Source organism: Peribacillus sp. NPDC097675 (genome assembly GCF_050277655.1).
Lineage (GTDB): Bacteria > Bacillota > Bacilli > Bacillales > DSM-1321 > Peribacillus.
Genome location: NZ_JBNNSK010000001.1, coordinates 238,613 through 254,874, shown reverse-complemented (window position 1 = coordinate 254,874; position 16,262 = coordinate 238,613). Strand labels below are relative to the sequence as shown.

14 protein-coding genes, 1 other RNA gene and 1 other annotated feature are annotated in these 16,262 nt (G+C 42.3%); of the genes, 1 reads left to right on the top strand and 14 read right to left on the bottom strand.

Going from position 1 to position 16,262, the window contains the following annotated elements; translation table 11 throughout:
* Nucleotides 1–53: 53 nt before the first annotated feature.
* The 13 genes from ACQKL5_RS01195 to ACQKL5_RS01135 form a co-directional block, all read right to left on the bottom strand.
* Entirely contained in the window at nt 54–761 is a 708-nt protein-coding gene (locus tag ACQKL5_RS01195; RefSeq protein ID WP_427606146.1) for an ABC transporter ATP-binding protein, read from the bottom strand.
* Nucleotides 761–1,543 carry an ABC transporter ATP-binding protein gene (locus tag ACQKL5_RS01190; RefSeq protein WP_427606144.1) on the bottom strand — a complete coding sequence of 261 codons (783 nt, stop codon included), beginning with the start codon at nt 1,541–1,543 and terminating at the stop codon, nt 761–763. The genes ACQKL5_RS01195 and ACQKL5_RS01190 overlap by 1 nt, the downstream gene beginning before the upstream one ends.
* A complete protein-coding gene (locus tag ACQKL5_RS01185; RefSeq protein ID WP_427606143.1) occupies nt 1,515–2,480 on the bottom strand; it encodes a branched-chain amino acid ABC transporter permease in 966 nt (321 codons plus the stop codon). Before ACQKL5_RS01185 ends, ACQKL5_RS01190 begins: the two co-directional genes overlap by 29 nt.
* Before the next feature lie 13 nt (nt 2,481–2,493).
* A complete protein-coding gene (locus tag ACQKL5_RS01180) occupies nt 2,494–3,372 on the bottom strand; it encodes a branched-chain amino acid ABC transporter permease (RefSeq protein WP_402960472.1) in 879 nt (292 codons plus the stop codon).
* A gap of 141 nt (nt 3,373–3,513) precedes the next feature.
* Nucleotides 3,514–4,698: an ABC transporter substrate-binding protein gene (locus tag ACQKL5_RS01175; RefSeq protein ID WP_427606142.1), complete on the bottom strand. Its 1,185-nt coding sequence runs from the start codon at nt 4,696–4,698 to the stop codon at nt 3,514–3,516.
* Nucleotides 4,699–5,233: 535 nt separating this feature from the next.
* Nucleotides 5,234–6,421 carry an ABC transporter substrate-binding protein gene (locus ACQKL5_RS01170; protein ID WP_427606140.1) on the bottom strand — a complete coding sequence of 396 codons (1,188 nt, stop codon included), beginning with the start codon at nt 6,419–6,421 and terminating at the stop codon, nt 5,234–5,236.
* 159 nt (nt 6,422–6,580) lie between these two features.
* Nucleotides 6,581–7,342 (bottom strand): tRNA threonylcarbamoyladenosine dehydratase, encoded by a 762-nt coding sequence (locus ACQKL5_RS01165; RefSeq protein ID WP_427606139.1) that lies wholly within the window; start codon nt 7,340–7,342, stop codon nt 6,581–6,583.
* Nucleotides 7,343–7,453: 111 nt separating this feature from the next.
* Nucleotides 7,454–8,566, bottom strand: a complete 1,113-nt coding sequence (locus tag ACQKL5_RS01160) for a M20 family metallopeptidase (RefSeq protein ID WP_427606137.1) — start codon at nt 8,564–8,566, stop codon at nt 7,454–7,456.
* A gap of 215 nt (nt 8,567–8,781) precedes the next feature.
* The gene (locus tag ACQKL5_RS01155) at nt 8,782–9,753 is read right to left on the bottom strand and encodes a nuclease-related domain-containing protein (protein WP_427606135.1); all 972 of its coding nucleotides are present in this window, start codon (nt 9,751–9,753) and stop codon (nt 8,782–8,784) included.
* Between the two features lie 205 nt (nt 9,754–9,958).
* Nucleotides 9,959–10,144: non-coding RNA, 6S RNA (gene ssrS, locus ACQKL5_RS01150), on the bottom strand.
* Nucleotides 10,145–10,231: 87 nt separating this feature from the next.
* Nucleotides 10,232–12,001 carry an aspartate--tRNA ligase gene (gene aspS / locus ACQKL5_RS01145; protein ID WP_427606133.1) on the bottom strand — a complete coding sequence of 590 codons (1,770 nt, stop codon included), beginning with the start codon at nt 11,999–12,001 and terminating at the stop codon, nt 10,232–10,234.
* Nucleotides 12,002–12,013: 12 nt separating this feature from the next.
* Nucleotides 12,014–13,285, bottom strand: a complete 1,272-nt coding sequence (hisS, locus tag ACQKL5_RS01140; protein ID WP_427606131.1) for a histidine--tRNA ligase — start codon at nt 13,283–13,285, stop codon at nt 12,014–12,016.
* A gap of 75 nt (nt 13,286–13,360) precedes the next feature.
* Nucleotides 13,361–13,597: a binding site (T-box leader), on the bottom strand.
* Between the two features lie 79 nt (nt 13,598–13,676).
* Nucleotides 13,677–13,850: a hypothetical protein gene (locus ACQKL5_RS01135; protein WP_427606129.1), complete on the bottom strand. Its 174-nt coding sequence runs from the start codon at nt 13,848–13,850 to the stop codon at nt 13,677–13,679.
* Between the two features lie 128 nt (nt 13,851–13,978).
* Here ACQKL5_RS01135 and ACQKL5_RS01130 point away from each other — a divergent pair, with 128 nt between their 5' ends.
* Entirely contained in the window at nt 13,979–15,736 is a 1,758-nt protein-coding gene (locus ACQKL5_RS01130) for an SH3 domain-containing protein (RefSeq protein ID WP_427606127.1), read from the top strand.
* Nucleotides 15,737–15,809: 73 nt separating this feature from the next.
* Here the strand turns inward: ACQKL5_RS01130 and dtd are convergent, their stop codons facing one another.
* Nucleotides 15,810–16,253 (bottom strand): D-aminoacyl-tRNA deacylase, encoded by a 444-nt coding sequence (gene dtd, locus ACQKL5_RS01125; protein ID WP_427606125.1) that lies wholly within the window; start codon nt 16,251–16,253, stop codon nt 15,810–15,812.
* Nucleotides 16,254–16,262: the final 9 nt, after the last annotated feature.

Here is a 16,262-nt window from a genome sequence, read left to right as displayed (position 1 = left end):
TCAATACGAATCATTTCCATTTATATCAAAAGAAAAAACCGCAATATGCGGTTTCAGTGTCCTCCTAAATAGGCATTCTTGATTTCTTCACTTGCCGTCAGTTCATCGGCTTGACCCGATAGTACAATGCGGCCTGTTTCCACTACATACGCTCGATCGGCAATGGATAAGGCAAGGTTCGCATTTTGTTCGACGAGCAGAATGGTCGTGCCCGTTTTATTGATTTCTTCAATGATGCTGAAAATCTGTTTCACCAATAACGGTGCAAGTCCCATGGAAGGCTCATCCAATAAGAGCAGACGCGGCTTTGCCATGAGGGCACGACCCATGGCGAGCATTTGTTGCTCCCCGCCGGAAAGGGTCCCCGATTGTTGCTTCAGTCTCTCAAGCAAACGCGGAAACAGTTCGTATACCTTTTCCATATCCTTCTTGATTCCTGCTTTGTCTTTTCGTAAATAAGCACCTAGTTGAAGGTTTTCTTCGACCGTCATATTCGCGAAAACGCGGCGCCCTTCAGGGACATGGGAGATTCCCAGCTTCACGATCGATTGGGCAGCCTTTCCACCGATGGATTGCTCCTCAAATAGAATCTTTCCTTGCTTGGGCTTCAGTAAGCCAGAAATCGTTTTGAGCATCGTACTTTTTCCTGCACCATTTGCCCCAATCAGGGTGACGATTTCACCTTGGTTGATATGGAGTGAAATGCCCCTTAGCGCTTGTATGTTTCCGTAATATACGTTAATATCCTCGATTGTTAGCATTATGAAACCTCCTCGCCCAGATAGGCTTCGATGACTTTTGGATTGTTACGTATTTCTTCTGGCTTACCATGAGCGATTAATTGGCCATGATCGAGCACATAGATTCGCTCACACACACCCATGACAAGCGGCATATCATGTTCAATCAACAGCACGGTCAGGTCGAATTTCTCACGGATTAGCGCAATCAATTTCATCAGCTCGTGTGTTTCCTGAGGATTCATCCCAGCCGCTGGTTCATCGAGTAAAAGCAGTTTAGGATTAGCGGCAAGAGCACGGGCGATTTCCAATCGTCTTTGCTGACCATATGGCAGGTTTTTCGCCTTTTCATGCTTGTATCGATCCAGGTTAAAGATTTTCAAGAACTCAATCGCTTTTTCTTCCATTTCCTGCTCCCCTTTAAAGTGGGTAGGAAAACGCAAGATTGAACTGAAAATGCTATGTTTCGAAAGGGAATGATAAGCTACTTTCACATTATCGATCACCGAAAGTTCACTGAACAAGCGAATATTCTGGAACGTCCGACTAATCCCCTTTTGGGTGATTTTATATGGCGGCTTTTTCCTTAAGTTTTCTCCGTCCAGAGAAATCGTGCCCTCCGTCGGGACATAAACCCCAGTCAATAAGTTGAAAAAAGTCGTTTTCCCTGCCCCATTCGGTCCGATCAAACCGACCAATTCTCCTGGATACAGCTCGACATTCACATTGGAAACGGCTTTTAGCCCCCCGAACTTGATGCCGACCGAGTCGACTTTAAGCAGCGGTGTTTTTGTTGTTGTCATGGCTGCTGCCTCCTTTACGATTGAACATGGACGTGATTTCTTTCGTACCCATCAAACCTTGTGGACGATAAATCATCATCACAATAAGAACGAGACTATAGATAATCATTCTTGTTTCTGGATAATCTTGCAGGAACGTCGTGACGACCGTTAATAAGATAGCGGCCAATACCGAACCGGACAAGCTTCCAAGTCCACCTAGTACGACTAGAATTAAGATATCAAATGACTTCAAGAACCCGAAGTTCGATGGCTGGATGATATAAAAGTTGTGGGCATATAAGCCTCCGGCGATTCCGGCAAAAAAAGCGCCGATTGCGAATGCGACAACTTTATAATAGGTCGTGTTAATCCCCATTGAATCGGCAGCCGTTTCGTCCTCGCGGATCGAGATGCAGGCCCTTCCATGTGTCGAGCTTGTAAAATTCCGGATAACGAGGATGGTGATGAGTACTGAACCGAACACCCATGGCCAAGTAGTCAAATGCGAAACCTGCATCCCGCTTGCTCCGCCCACATAATCAATGTTCAAGAGCACGATTCGGACGATTTCCCCGAATCCCAAGGTCGCGATTGCAAGGTAATCTCCTTTTAGGCGTAAACTTGGAATCCCGATGATCAAGCCAGCAAGTGCAGCGACTAAACCACCTACTATTAACGCCAGGGGAAAAGGCATTTGCAACTTCATTGTCACGACGGCAGAAGCATAGGCACCAACCGCCAGGAATCCGGCATGCCCAATCGAAAATTGACCCGTTATCCCAATGATTAAATGAAGGCTTGTTGCCAAAATGATGTTGATCCCGATGAACATGAGCGTGTTTTGATAAAAAGGATTCAAAGATCCGTCGCCGATTAAAATCTGAATCACGGCGAAAAAGATCAGTGATAGCACAATCGAGAGCCAAAAACCTTTAGCTCGCTTAAAAGTTGTCATAGCTTTGTCTCCCTTATACTTTTTCTTTTTTGTTTTTACCGAACAAGCCTTGTGGCAAGAAAATCAAGATAAGAATCAGTACGATAAAGGCTACGGCATCCCGCCATAATGAATATCCGGCGGCACTAACCAATGCCTCGATGACACCAAGCAATAACCCACCTACCATCGCACCCGGAATGATTCCAATTCCCCCCAGTACGGCGGCTACGAAGGCTTTAAGGCCAGGGAGCACACCCATCAGTGGCTCAATTTTTATATAATAAATTCCAAAAATCACCCCTGCTGCTCCCGCTAATGCGGAACCGATTGCAAAGGTTGCTGAAATCGTATTATTGACGTTGATTCCCATCAGCTTTGCGGCATCTGCGTCGAAGGAAACCGCACGCATCGCCTTCCCGATTTTCGTTTTATGAACAATGATTTGTAGAACAATCATCAAAGCAACGGCAACGCCAAAGATCAGTACCGACTGGCTGTTTATTGAAGCACCGAATATGTTGATTTTATCCGTTGGCAACACATCACTTGGATAAGCTTCCGGCTGTGCGCCTCGTACATAGATGAATCCATATTCAATCAAAAGCGATACACCGATGGCGGTGATAAGAGCGGCAATTCGCGTTGCATTTCGTAACGGCTTGTAGGCAATACGTTCAATTAATACACCAAACAGCGCACAGACCGTCATTGAAATTAAAAGGGCTGGCACAAACGAAAGATCCAAAACGGTTATCGAATAAAAGCCAACGAATGAACCGACCATGAAAACGTCTCCATGTGCAAAGTTTATCAGTTTAACAATTCCATACACCATCGTATATCCGAGAGCGATAAGGGCATAAATGCTACCAAGTGACACCCCGTTTATTAGCTGTTGTACCAATTCCATATTCGACTCTCCTTGAACATCTAATTTTATAATTCGTCACGTCTAGTCTCTTTTCCTATACCAGTAGTTTTTAAAAATGAGAATTCGCCAGCACCTTCTGGATGAGAAGGGCCGGCGAAGGCTACCACTAATTCACGATCATTAAGGATTAATTTTTGTCTTGAATACTTGCTTGCCATCTTTAAATTCAAGGATAGTGGCTGATTTGATAGGGTTATGTTTTTCATCCAATGTAAAGGTTCCTGTTACAAGCTCTAGATCTTTCGTTTTTTCCAACGCCTCTTTGATTTTATCCGAATCCGTTGACCCAGCACGTTTGATTGCATCAGCAAGGAAGTAGCCTGTATCATACCCTAATGCGTTAAATGCGTCAGGAGACTTGTCTTTGTATTCCGCTTTAAATGCAGACACAAAATTCTGAATCTTTTCATCAGGATCCCCTGATGAGTAATGATTTGTTATGAAAGTATTGTTTAGTGCCTTTTCCCCAGCTATTTCGACTAGCTTAGGAGAATCCCAACCATCGCCGCCCATGAATGGTACGTCCAGTCCCATTTCACGGGCCTGCTTAACAATCAATCCAGCTTCTTCATAATAACCTGGTAAGAAAATGAAATCCGGTTTTGCCGATTTCAAACGAGTCAGTGTAGAACGGAAATCGGTATCCTTGGCAATATAAGCTTCTTGCGTTACGACTTTTCCGCCATTTTTTTTGAATTGCTCTTTAAAGGCTGCCGCTAACCCTTTTGAATAATCACTAGCACTGTCGATATAGATGGCTGCACTTTTTGCTTTGATTTCACTTGTGGCAAAGTTGGCCGCAACGGTTCCTTGGAACGGATCGATAAAACTAGTCCTGAAAACATAATCGTTCAATTTATCATTTTTATACGTGATTTCCGGGCTTGTACCAGAAGGAGAGATGACTGGAATCTTATTATCTTGCGCAATCTGTACCTGTGCGATTGTATTCGTACTTGTTGCTGCACCTACGATTGCCTTGACCTTATCTTGAGAGGTCAGCTTGATGGCACCACTTGTCGCTTCTGCCGCTTCGGATTTATTATCAACGGGTATAAGTTTGATTTTTTTTCCATCAATACCGTCTTTATTAATTTCTTTAGTCGCAAGCTTCAGTCCTTCAGAGATGGATTGACCATACGAGGCTACCCCTCCTGATAATTCAAGATTTACCCCGATTTTAATCGTATCTCCTTCTTCACCCTTTTTGTCTGACGAAGCAGAGTCTGAACTAGAACAGCCTGCCAGTACACCCGCTGCAAGTGTGAATGAAAGTAATGCACCTGCTAATTTTTTCTTTTTCATAATGAACCCCCTATTTTGTCATCTTTGTTTGTAACGTATGAATATTTATTCACTACGCCCTTAAAATGCAGGAAAAATATAAATATTTACAATTTAATAAATATTTTGAAAATAGTGTACCGCATAATTTTCACTTCGTCTAGACGTAAATTATATGAACAATTCGTCAACTAGTCTATATCTCATAGAGCATCCAAATTGTTCATTATACTAATATATGTAAATTAAGTTGCAAATATGGAGTTATAGTAATTTATCATTATTTAAATGTTGAAAAATCCTTTTCATCATCTGTAAATGACTACTCTTCGATTAGTCATTTACAACTCTCTTTTTTCCTTTATTTTCTATTCTCGAGTATCCTGATAGGTTTTTACCCTTACATCTGGAACGTATTATTAGCGTGGTTTTCTATTGTACAATTGTATAACACTATATAAATATGCATGAATTTAAACATGTATCTGCGGTCACAGTAAAAAGACCGCCAAATGGCGGTCTTTAGTGCGTCAATTCCTTCTTCTAGTAGATACAATCATGGATCGATTTTTGTTTTAAAGGTTTGTTTACCGTCTACATATTCCAAGATAGTGGCCGATTTAATCGGGTCATGATTTTCATCCAGGTTCAATGTACCTGATACCAATTGAAAATCCTTCACATCTTCCAGTGCTTTTCTGATATTTTCAGGTGTAGGATCTCCAGCTCTTTTAATGGCGTCAGCCAAGTAGTATCCCGTATCGTAGCCTAATGCAGCAAAAGCATCAGGTGTTTTTTTGTATTTCGTTTTGAAAGCTGAAACGAAATCTTGAATTTTTTTATCTTCATCTTCTGGAGAATAGTGATTGGTAATAAAGGTGTTCTTCAAAGCTTCTGCTCCCGCAATTTCCACCACTTTTGGTGAATCCCAACCGTCTCCTCCCATGAACGGAATGTCCATTCCATTTTCACGAGCTTGTTTCAAGATCAGGCCGACCTCTTCATAGTAACCAGGGAGAAACACGAATTCCGGTTTTGCGGACTTGATGCGGGTCAATGTTGCACGGAAATCAGTATCTTTCGTTACATAGGCTTCTTCACGGACAATTTTCCCGCCGTTTTTCGTAAATGCTTCTTTAAAGGCAGCAGCCAGTCCTTTTGAATAATCACTTGCACTATCCACATAAATGGCAGCCGTCTTCGCCTTCACTTCATCTGTTGCGAAGTTTGCGGCAACGGTTCCTTGGAATGGATCGATGAAGCACGTTCTGAATACATAATCATTCAATTTCCCGGCTTTGTTCGTGATATCAGGATTAGTTGCAGTCGGTGTAAGTAGAGGAATCTTATTATCTTGCGCGACTTGCACCTGTGCTAATGTGTTCGTACTTGTAGCAGATCCCACAATCGCCACTACTTTATCCTGGCTGACAAGTTTAATCGAACCATTTGTGGCTTCGGCTGCATCCGATTTATTATCCACTGTTTTAATTTCAATTTTCTTACCATTAATTCCTTCTTTATTGATTTCATCGATGGCCAATTGCAAACCATCCGCTGCCGACTGCCCAAACGAGGCTGTCCCTCCTGATAATTCAAGATTGGCACCAATTTTAATGGTATCTCCGGAACTGGATGACCCTCCGCCTGAACTACTGGTTTTCGAGTCACCATTACAACCTGCTAGTGCTCCTGCCACTAATGATAGTGAAAGAACCATCCCTGCTAGCTTTTTCTTTTTCATTTGAAACCCCCTTTTTTCTTTAAGAATAAAAACAATATTCTGAAAACAATGTATCTCATTACACCACCTTTGTCTATATTTTTTTGGATAAAAAGTAAATATATGTAATTTTTAAAGCGAAAAAAACTGACCCTTCATTAGAGTCAGTTTACCGTTTTATTAATCATTAACACGACGAACTTCAATTTCTTTTAGAATGTCGTTGATTACCCAGCTTGCCGCAATCAATCCCGCTACAGATGGAACGAACGCATTGGAAGATGGGGGCATTTGAGCCTTGCGGATTTTCGCCTCGTCATTACCGACTTCTTTCCGTACATCCTCACGAATGACAATCGGACTTTCATCAGAAAATACGACAGGTATCCCCTTCGTAATCCCTTCTTTACGCAATCTCGTACGGATGACTTTTGCAAGCGGATCGGTATGCGTTTTGGAAATATCGGCGATTTGGAAGCGTGTTGGGTCCATTTTATTTGCGGCTCCCATACTTGCAATGATTTTAACATTCCGTTTCAGGCATTCTTTCATTACATGCATTTTATAAATGACCGTGTCTGATGCATCAATGACATAATCCAGATTATAACTGAAGAATTCCTCGAATGTTTCCTCTGTATAAAACATTTTCAAGGCAATGACTTCGCACTCTGGATTGATATCCTGGATGCGGGCTTTCATCAATTCTGCTTTCGGCTGGCCTACAGTCGAGAGCAGAGCATGGATTTGTCTATTCACATTTGTAATATCGACATCATCTTTATCAACAAGGATGATCCGGCCGACGCCTGTACGTGCCAAGGCTTCGGCTGAAAAAGAACCGACTCCGCCTACACCAAGTACAGCAACCGTCGTATTTTTCAGGGTATCCATGCCTTCTTTACCAATGGCTAATTCATTTCGTGAAAACTGATGTAACATATATTTTCAACTCCAATAAATTCTGTTCTTATTTATGTTCCTAATTACCAATATATCATAAACATCAAGGATGACAAGCTAAATAAGAGCAGTTTTATCGGAATTGGTGTACTAGTCAATCTGAGATAATTTTTGAAGAACGGTCGCTAACAGTAGCGTCCGATCAAATAGGCTTTCTATTTCTAAATATTCGTCGTCGCTATGCGCACAATCGCCAATCGGTCCGAGTCCATCAATCGTCGCGACACCTAATTCAGAGGGGAATGATGCATCCGAACCTCCACCCGTTGACGTATCGGTAATGGTAAGACCCATTTCATCTCCTGACTGCCGGATGATTTCCAATAGGCCAATCGTTTGCTCCGTCTTCTCCATGGGAGGCCGGTCCACCTTGCCGCTAAGGCTTGTTTTGGTTCCTGGCACGAATGTTTTGGCGCAGATGCTTTTCATTTGCTTAAGGATGAATTCAACCTGATCTTTATTGGAGAACCGCACATCGACTAAAGCAGATGCTCGGGGCGCAACCGTATTGACCGCCGAACCCCCTTCTATGATTCCTACATTTAGACCAATGCCTTGATGCAGGTCTGTTAACTTGTGAAAGGCAATGATTTTATGAGCCAATTCCTCAATGGCACTCTGCCCTTTTTCCGGTTCTATCCCAGAATGTGCGGCCCTACCTACAACTTCTACCTTAAATTGGCCGACCCCTCTTCTCGCTGTCACAATTGAACCGTCCGGTCTCGCAGGCTCCAAAACGAGCGCATATTTCATGTTCTTTGCTTTTTCTAAAATTAGTGCTGCAGATGACGGTGACCCTATTTCTTCATCACTGTTCAAGATAATCTGTATATGCTTATACCCTGATTGACCTGTTTGTTTCATGCAGAGAATCGCATACAAAAGTTGAACCAGGCTTCCTTTCATATCCACTACACCTGGGCCATATGCACGCGTTCCCTCCATCTTAAATGGTCGTTTTCTAGCCGTGCCTTCCGGAAAGACAGTATCCATATGACCAATGACGAGAATATGCGGGGATTTTGCATCACGGTGCTGGATGACTAAATGATTACCAAATTTCTGCTGTTTCATTTTTTTTACGAGAAAATCAAGTTCCTCAAATTTCCCTTTTAATATCGCTCCGATTTCATCAATTCCCTGCTTTGTATAAGAACTGCTATCAATATTCACAAGTCGCTCCAATAATTGAAGCATTTCCATTCTTTTCACATGCAATAAGTCCTTCAAAACCCTCACTACTTTCTTTCCTCGCTTATGTTAAATACTCCTACTACTTAATTTACGAAGGTACGTGACGGAGTGTTCCTTTAATAGGGAGTTATGATGTTGTATCGGTCCGTTATGGGTTTTTATCGGTCAGATACGTATTTATATCGGTCAGTTTCACACATTTATCGGTCAACAACCTCTTTATATCAGTCCCCGTTCATTTCAAGAACATATTCCCGTCCTTTATTGGAACCGTAATGCTCCAAGTCCATTCCTGACAGTATCCGGTTGGCAATGGTTTCTGATTCAATCTGTAAAAATGAGCGCACATCTTTATTTGTCACCGTGGGACGGATAAGGACCGCAAAATCACTTAATGTTTTGATATGAGCACATTTGGAGTGATATGAACATGAATTGCATATCCATTTTCCTCGCTCTCGTTTCATCGGGAGAGCTAAACATTTTGGACATTGAACGCCCTTAAGTAAATCTGTTTCAGGTATCTGATATAAATTCAGGATATTCTGATTGAGAGGAATGTGGTTTTGAAGAAGAGCGTTCGAAATTTTGTTGAGCAGCCTTGGCGTCAACAGTTTGGAAGGAAATTTATTTTCAAGGGATTGAATTTTAGAAATGAGGGTTTCTTTACCGGTGATTTGTTTGAGAATTGAAGTGTGTCCAGGCGTGGTTTTAATGATGGTATTAGAATTTGCGTTGGCGATGAGGGTTTCAATCGGAAGCTCCGGAAATTTATGAAGTTTCATCCAATTCATTAAACGCTCTTTCTGGATATTCACCTGTATAAGTGGGTCAAGGTAAGCTTGTTCCAGCCCATCTTTCGTACGAATTAATTGAGGATAAGCTCGGTCAAAATATAGCGAACCGGCAAAGTTTTTTACCTCAATAATCATCATTACGTTTTTGGACAAAAGCAATAGATCAAGTTGGAAAAAACGGGTTGCATCATGCTGTAATCGCAGATCATGAAAGATGTAAAATCCTCCTGATAGATAGGCTAACTCTGCTCCAATCGTCATTTCTCCTTTGTGGCCCGTGAGCATTTTTCGGTAATCACTCGTTATATATTTCTGCTTAGGGTGATTTAGCGGAAGCCTCCTGATTAAAGCTTCTAGTTTGAACATCTTCAATGGTTTCTTACATGGTTTTTTGATCAATTCATCACTCTCCTTGCGTACTTTTTCGACATGGAACGGATGACTCCTGCAAAAAAGAGCCTCAATGGTATTTATCGGTTAATTCAGCAACTTTATCGGTCTAACGGGTACATATATCAGTCAAAACAACACTTATATCAGTCCACAACCCCAAACGACACAAAAAAACCCATGTTTTCTCAACATGAGTTGCTTTGTTATGAATAAGAGTCCCGATTGTGCCGTTTATGCCTTTGTTTTGAACCCGCTCTCCGCAGGTGGGTGCTCGGTTCCTTGCATTTGTAAGTCCTCTACGAAGGAGGCATTTACGCGGCCTGGAAACTAGTGCTCCCGGTAACTATAAGTGTTCGGTCAAAACTTATAGGTTAAAGAACGAACACATCAGGACTCTTACTTGTTGAAATTATCATAGCACATCGCTTAGCTCTGTTTCAAGAGAAAGCACCTAGGTATAATTTCGCATTTTTTACCAGTTGTTTTACTTTTTCTTTGGAGCCAATCTGATGCTTAGTTCAGCTAATTGTCTGTCGCTTACTGGACTTGGAGCATCCACAAGCAAATCGCTAGCGCTAGCTGTTTTCGGGAACGCGATGGTGTCGCGAAGGTTTGAACGACCCGCAAGCAACATTACCATACGATCAAGTCCAAGGGCGATTCCACCGTGTGGAGGTGTTCCGTATTCGAAAGCATCCATAAGGAAGCCGAATTGTGCATTAGCCTCTTCCTCTGTGAATCCTAAGACTTTGAACATTTTTTCTTGAATATCACGTTCGAAAATACGCAATGATCCACCGCCAAGCTCGTAACCATTCAAGACAAGGTCATATGCTTGTGCACGGACATTGGCTGGATCGGATTCCAGTTTATCCAAGTCTTCACGGAATGGCATGGTGAATGGATGATGTGCTGCATAGTAGCGGCCTTCGTCTTCGTCATATTCAAATAATGGCCAGTCCGTTACCCATAGGAAATTGAATTTGCTTTCGTCGATTAAGCCTCTTTCTTTTCCAAGCTTGTTACGAAGTGCACCAAGTGTATCTGCCACGATGCCTTTTTTATCAGCAACAAACAGGATAAGATCTCCCACTTCCGCTTCTACTGCAGCCACTAATTGTTGTTGGTCTTCAGCGAAGAATTTAGCGATTGGTCCTTTAACGCCGTCTTCTTCGACTTTCAACCAAGCAAGACCTTTGGCACCGTAAATCGCTGCAAATTCTGCCAATGCATCGATGTCTTTACGGGAGTAGTCTGCATTTCCGTCTTTAACGACGATGGCTTTTACTTGTCCCCCGTTTGCTACAGCTCCTGTGAATACTTTAAAGTCACTGTCTTTCACGATTTCAGAAACATCTTTCAGTTCCATAGCAAAACGTGTATCCGGTTTATCTGAACCAAAACGGCTCATCGCTTCGTTATACGTCATCTGAGGGAACGGAAGGGTTACGTCCATTCCTTTTACGTCTTTCATGACTTTAGCCATCATGTTTTCAGCCGTTTTGATGATATCTTCCTGGCTCATGAAGCTAGTTTCAATATCGATTTGCGTGAATTCAGGCTGTCTGTCAGCACGTAAATCTTCATCACGGAAACAACGGGCAATTTGGTAATACCGTTCAAAGCCGGATACCATCAACAGCTGTTTAAATAGCTGCGGAGATTGTGGCAATGCGTAAAACTCACCATCATGGACACGACTAGGCACTAAGTAATCACGTGCGCCTTCTGGCGTGCTTTTAGTCAAAATCGGTGTTTCGATATCAAGGAAACCTTCGCCGTCCAAGAAATCACGGATTGCTTTTGTCGTTTGGTTACGCATTTTCAACGTTTCGAACATCGCCGGACGACGCAAGTCTAAGTAACGATATTTTAAACGGATATCTTCTGATACTTCCGTTCTTTCGTCGATGATGAAAGGAGGTGTTTTTGCTTCGTTCAAGATTGTGACGCTTTCCGCTTGAACTTCAATTGTGCCTGTTGTAACGTTCGGATTGATGTTTGCTTCTTCACGTTTGATGACCGTTCCTTCAATATCAAGAACGTATTCATTACGGATTTTTTCAGCAGTTGCCAAAGCCTCTGCCGAGATGTCCGGATTGAAAACAACTTGTACGACTCCGCTTCTGTCACGAAGGTCGATAAAAATAACTCCACCTAGGTCACGACGCTTTTGTACCCATCCTTTTAATGTAACTTTTTCACCAATAGCTGCTTCTGTTACTTCACCATTGAAGTATGTTCTGCCATACATGGTATTTCCCCCTTAAGCCTGTAGCTTTTTGAATTGTTCTACGAATGTAGCAAGATCCATTTGAACCTGTTCGCCCGTTTCCATGAACTTTAGACTGATTTTATTGTTCGCCAATTCATCATCACCGAGTGTCGCCACGTATTTCGCTTCAAGACGATCGGCTGATTTAAATTGGGCTTTAACTTTACGATCCTGATAATCCTTTTCAACTATGAATCCTGCATTACGCAAATCATAAGCAAGTTTGACGTTATAATCCTTAGCCGCTTCACCAAGTGATACCAGGTAGCAGTCGATGCCTTGTTTTATCGGAAGCTCGACGTTTTCAGCTTTCAGCGCAGCAATGAGACGTTCGATGCTAAGTGCAAAGCCAATCCCTGGCGTTTCCGGACCACCAAGCTCTTCGGCAAGCCCGTTATAACGGCCACCACCGCAAAGAGTCGTAATGGCACCAAATCCTTCCGCATCACTCATGATTTCAAAAGCTGTATGATTGTAATAATCCAAGCCGCGAACAAGTGTTGGATCTTCAACAAATTCAATTTCCAAATTAGTTAAGTGCTGTTTCACTTTTTCGAAATAAATGCGGGATTCATCATTCAAGTAATCAATGATGGAAGGTGCCGTTTGCATCAATTCATGATCGTGGTCTTTTTTACAATCAAGTATGCGCAGTGGATTTTTCTCCAGACGTTGCTGGCAATCGCCGCAGAATTCACCGATACGTGGTTCGAAATGCTGGATTAAGGCATTTCGGTGTGCCGTCCGGCTTTCCTTATCCCCTAAGCTATTAATGACCAACTTCAGTTTCTTCAAACCAAGTGCTTTATAGAGATTCATGGCCAATGAAAGAACCTCTGCATCAATGCCAGGATCTTTACTGCCTAAAGCCTCGATCCCGAATTGGACGAACTGGCGGAAGCGACCAGCCTGTGGACGTTCATAACGGAACATAGGTCCAATATAATAAAGTTTGACCGGCTGATTCGCCCAACCAAACATTTTATTTTCAATGTAAGAACGGACGACAGAAGCTGTCCCTTCAGGACGAAGCGTCAGGTTTCTTTCGCCGCGATCCTGGAATGAATACATTTCTTTTTGCACAATGTCGGTAGTATCACCTACACCACGCAAAAATAATTCCGTATGTTCAAATATCGGCGTGCGGATTTCCTTATACTGATAACGTTGACAAATTTCTCGTGCAGTCTTTTCAATATACTGCCAAATTTCCGTTTGCTCAGGCAGTAAATCCTGTGTGCCTCTTGGAATCTGAATCGACATGAATTATTTCCTCCTTTAAAGCGAAACGCTATTTTAGCCAAACAAAAAACTCCCGCCCCTTGTAACAGTATCGTTACAAGGGACGAGAGTTGAATATCCCGTGGTGCCACCCTAGTTGAAACACAAATAAATATGTGCCTCCGCTTAAAAGCAGTTAACGCCTGCTTACGTCCATCTCCTACTAGTAAATCGTTCAGAGTGAAGCCTACGGAGGGTTCTTTCATTAAGTCATCATGTGGAATGCTTTCAGCCCTGGCATTTCCTCTCTTATTCATGTGTTTCTTAATTACTCTTCTCCATCATTGGTTATTGCAGTAATAGTTCTGATATTTTATAATCATACGGACGTTACCTTCAAATGTCAAGATTCCATAAGAAATTTGTCGAAACATTATTGATTGATATTCTTTTTCAAGTTTTTAATGGTACGGACGTTAACATCAAATTCGGATGCGATTTCAACGAGATTTGCACTGTGTTCCTTTTGAATGAAATCGCGTAGGTCGACGCCAATTAGTTGATTGCCTCCGTTTAAAGTCGTTTGGGCTTTTTCACTGAATTTCATTGAAATACCTCCATCGTTTGGTTAGTTTTAGTCTTTCCAAAAAAAATTGTTTTTTGCAAAATAAAGAGGAAATTTTTTTATTGAACGAGAATACATACATATAGACAGAAAAGGGAGAGAGACAACTTATGAAATGGAAATCTGGATTAACTGCCCTTATCCTGTTGCTGATGGTGACAGTATTTTTACCGGTACATCGCGTACTTGGAGAAAGTGAAGGAGAAATTATCGTGACGTCAGAGGTGGTCAACGTCCGTGAAGGTGCGGGACTGAGCTACCCCATTGTCAAAAGGCTAACAAAGGGAGACAAATATGTAATTGTTAGTGAAAAAGATGATTGGTATGAAATAAGAATTGGGACTGGTAAAACGGGCTGGGTTGCCAATTGGCTTGTGGACAAGAATACGGAGACGGATCAAATCGAGGAGAAACCTGGTCAAGGTACCATAACAGGTGATTCCGTCCGTGTCCGAATAGGACCGGGTACTACCTTTCAAACCGTCAATACTTTAACAAAGGGAATATCTGTTGACATTCTTGAAAAAAATGAAAATTGGGTTCAAATCAAGACGGATGGTATCGAAGGATGGGTTGCGGCCGCTTATATACAACTTCCTTCAGCTTCCGAGACAACAGTGAAGCAAGATACTATTGAAACATCTGGTGATTCGAAAATTGGACGCGTTACGGTCGACAGGCTTAATGTTCGTTCAGAACCATCTACAAGCAGTGCCTCATTAGGCAAGCTAAATAAAGATACCTCGGTAACCGTTTATCAAATTCATAATGAATGGGCCCAAATTGACTTTCAAGGAAAAAAGGGTTGGGTTTCCGAATCTTACATAGAACTAGGTAATGATCAAGATGATACAAAGAAAATCACGAAAGGCATTACGATGGCCAAAATAACAGCCACTGGTTTAAATGTTCGGCAAAAGGACTCTTTAAATAGCAAAGTCATCGGTTCGGTAAATAAGGACGAGACCTATCCAATCCTCCAACAAAAAGGACAAATGACACAGCTACAACTTTCCGATACAAAAAAAGGGTGGGTCGTAAGCTGGTACTTAGAAATTGAGAATGCGGGGCAAACCGCCAAGAAAAAGAACCAGCATATCAAAGGCAGTAAAGTTACAACCATACATGATGGCACGATATTGAGAAGTAAACCAAATACTAGCTCTGAAATCATCGGACAAGTAAATGCGGGCGAAACATTCTCCGTTCTTGGGATGGAAGGAGATTGGTACTCCATTAAAATTAAAAATGGGAAAACTGCCTATGTAGCCGGTTGGATTGTTAACATTGAAGGAGATGCCGAGCAAGTCAACCGGGCAGGTGTCGAGAAGTATCTTAAAGACAAAGTCATCGTCATTGATCCAGGTCATGGTGGCAGGGATAGTGGAACCATTGGTGTAGGAGGAACTCTTGAAAAAAACTTGACGATTCAAACGGCTGAGCTGCTTCGGGACAAGCTACAGGCAGCCGGGGCAAAAGTCATTCTCACAAGAAGTTCCAATACGTATGTAGCGCTCCCTTCACGTGTCAGCATCTCCCATATCCATAATGCCGATGCCTTCGTCAGCCTCCATTATGATAGCACCATCGACAAGATTACAAGTGGGATAACCACCTATTATTATCACGGCTATCAACAGGCTTTGGCCTCTTCCATTGCGAATTCGCTTGGTTCCACCATGCAGGTCCCTAATCGTGGTTACCGTTATGGGGATTATCATGTGATCCGTGAAAACAAGCGTGTTGCTACACTCATTGAGTTAGGCTATTTAAGTAATCCTGTCGACGAATTGACAATTACCACGAACGAATACCAAGAAACCGTCACGTCCGCCATCTACAATGGTTTGGCGAGATATTTCAAATGATAAAAAGCCGAGTTCCTAATGGAATCTCGGCTTTCCTGTATAAAAAAATAAATCCCTGCATATTAGCAGGGATTTATTTTTTACTTTCCAATAGTAGTGTAACTGGACCATCATTGGTGAGCTGGACATCCATCATGGCACCGAACTGGCCTGTTTCGGTATGCACGCCTCGTTTACGTAACTCTTCATTAAAACATTCATAGATTACGTTTGCCTCTTCAGGACGGGCAGCATCCATGAAATTTGGGCGACGGCCTTTTCGACAATCGCCGTATAAGGTGAATTGTGAAACGGAAAGGATGGAGCCACCAACATCAAGCAGTGAATGGTTCATTTTTTCATTTTCATCTTCAAAGATTCTAAGATGGACGATTTTCTCTGCCAGTTGGACGGCGTCATCCATGGTATCCCCATGGGTAACTCCGACTAACAGCACAAGTCCCCTATCGATTTGACCAATTGTCTTGTCTGCCACAACAACCTTGGCAGCTTTGGATCGTTGTAGAACAACACGCATAGTGATAAA

Bases quoted from the DNA above. Each gene is read 5' to 3' on its own strand.
- ACQKL5_RS01130 (WP_427606127.1), top strand. From the start codon at position 13,979: ATGAAATGGAAATCTGGATTAACTGCCCTTATCCTGTTGCTGATGGTG.
- ACQKL5_RS01175 (WP_427606142.1), bottom strand. From the start codon at position 4,698: ATGAAAAAGAAAAAATTAGCAGGTGCATTACTTTCATTCACACTTGCA.
- ACQKL5_RS01190 (WP_427606144.1), bottom strand. From the start codon at position 1,543: ATGACAACAACAAAAACACCGCTGCTTAAAGTCGACTCGGTCGGCATC.
- ACQKL5_RS01180 (WP_402960472.1), bottom strand. From the start codon at position 3,372: ATGGAATTGGTACAACAGCTAATAAACGGGGTGTCACTTGGTAGCATT.
- ACQKL5_RS01160 (WP_427606137.1), bottom strand. From the start codon at position 8,566: ATGGAAATGCTTCAATTATTGGAGCGACTTGTGAATATTGATAGCAGT.
- hisS (WP_427606131.1), bottom strand. From the start codon at position 13,285: ATGTCGATTCAGATTCCAAGAGGCACACAGGATTTACTGCCTGAGCAA.
- aspS (WP_427606133.1), bottom strand. From the start codon at position 12,001: ATGTATGGCAGAACATACTTCAATGGTGAAGTAACAGAAGCAGCTATT.
- ACQKL5_RS01195 (WP_427606146.1), bottom strand. From the start codon at position 761: ATGCTAACAATCGAGGATATTAACGTATATTACGGAAACATACAAGCG.
- ACQKL5_RS01135 (WP_427606129.1), bottom strand. From the start codon at position 13,850: ATGAAATTCAGTGAAAAAGCCCAAACGACTTTAAACGGAGGCAATCAA.
- ACQKL5_RS01165 (WP_427606139.1), bottom strand. From the start codon at position 7,342: ATGTTACATCAGTTTTCACGAAATGAATTAGCCATTGGTAAAGAAGGC.
- ACQKL5_RS01170 (WP_427606140.1), bottom strand. From the start codon at position 6,421: ATGAAAAAGAAAAAGCTAGCAGGGATGGTTCTTTCACTATCATTAGTG.
- dtd (WP_427606125.1), bottom strand. From the start codon at position 16,253: ATGCGTGTTGTTCTACAACGATCCAAAGCTGCCAAGGTTGTTGTGGCA.
- ACQKL5_RS01185 (WP_427606143.1), bottom strand. From the start codon at position 2,480: ATGACAACTTTTAAGCGAGCTAAAGGTTTTTGGCTCTCGATTGTGCTA.